Source organism: Rhodococcus sp. NPDC055024, assembly GCF_053608585.1.
In genome coordinates, this window is the sequence record NZ_JBSGVT010000044.1 from 1 (window position 1) to 1,886 (window position 1,886).

Below are 1,886 nucleotides of genomic sequence, written 5' to 3' on the forward strand. Positions count from 1 at the left end.
GGTTGAGGAACCACATGCGCTGCTGCGCCAACGACAACGGAACCCGAACCGGACGCACCTGCGCAGTCAACGCCGCACGCGAACCACCACCAACATGAGAACCCAAACGAGCAGCCAACGCCTCCACCGTCGACGCCTCGAACAACTCCCGCACCGACACCGAAGCATCCAACGCCTGCCCCAACCGAGACGTCACCTGCGTCGCAATCAGCGAATTACCACCGAGCGCAAAGAAATCGTCATCCAAGCCGACACGCTCGACGCCCAGAACATCCGCAAACGTCTGCGCAACAACCTCTTCCACCACCGACGTCGGAGCCCGGAACACCGCAACCTGCAACGACGGAACCGGCAACGCCCGACGATCCAACTTCCCGTTCACCGTCAACGGAATCGCATCCAACACCACAAACGCCGACGGCACCATGTACTCCGGCAACAACGAACCCACACTGGTGCGGACATCCTCGACCGAAACGCTCACACCCGCAGCCGGAACCACATACGCCACCACCCGCTGATCACCCGGAGAATCCTCACGAACAACCACCGCCGTCTGCGCCACCGACACATCCGCCAACACCGCAGACTCGATCTCACCGATCTCGATCCGGAACCCACGGATCTTCACCTGATCATCCGCGCGACCCAGATACTCCAAATCACCAGCACTGTTCCACGCCGCCACGTCACCCGTGCGGTACAACACCTCACCAGCATTGAACGGATTCGCCACAAACCGCGTCGACGACAACCCAGCCTGACCCAGATAACCCCGAGCCAACTGAACACCCGACACATACATCTCACCCGCGACACCAACAGGCACCGGAGCCAAACGCGTATCCAACACGAACACCTGCAGACCCGAAATAGCCTGACCCACAACACTCGCCGACGCATCCGCCGCCAACGCAGCATCCAACACACGATGGCTCACATGCACCGTCGTCTCCGTGATGCCGTACATGTTCACCAACGTCGGCGCAGAGTCACCACGACGCGAATACCAATCCGACAAGCGACGAAGCTCGAGCGCCTCACCACCGAAAACAACCCACCGCAACGACAACTCGGCAGCCCGACCGGATTCCGACGCCAACCGATCAGCCTCAGCCAACTGATAGAACGCCGACGGCGTCTGATTGAGCACCGTCACCCGCTCAGCAGCAAGCAACTCCAGGAACTGCTCCGGCGAACGCGACGTCACATAATCCACAACCACCAACGTGCCGCCGTACAACAGCGGACCCCACAACTCCCAAACCGAGAAGTCGAACGCATAACTGTGGAACATCGTCCACACATCGGATTCGTCGAACCCGTACACACCCTCGGTATTCGCAAACAACTTCGCCACCGTGACGTGCGGAACCTGCACACCCTTCGGACGACCCGTCGAACCCGACGTGTAAATCACATACGCAACATTCGACGACCGCAACGGCGCAACACGATCCGCATCCGCCACCACCGAACCATCGAACTCCGACACATCCACCATGTCGACATCGACCACCGGCAAACCAGCAGGCAACACCAACTCACGCCCGGACCACGAAATCGCAGCCACCGGAGCAGCATCGGCCAACATGAACTCGACACGATCAGCCGGATACGACGGATCCACCGGCAGATACCCCGCACCGGACTTCACCACCGCCAACAACGCCACCACAAGATCCGCCGACCGCGGCAACGCCACCGCCACCAACGACTCCGGACCACAACCCTGAGCAATCAACCTGCGCGCCAAACGATTAGCCCGCACCGACAACTCCGCATACGTCAACGACTCGTCACCGAACCGCACCGCGGTCCGATCACCAAACCGCGCAGCAGCATCATCGAACCACGCCGACAACGTCGAATCCACACCACGATCG

The 1,886-nt window shown here is 60.7% G+C and carries 1 protein-coding gene; it reads right to left on the reverse strand.

Translation table 11 applies throughout. From position 1 onward, the window contains the following. On the reverse strand, positions 1 to 1,886 hold a 1,886-nt coding region (locus ACWF6P_RS31720; RefSeq protein ID WP_452623692.1), incomplete at both ends, for an amino acid adenylation domain-containing protein.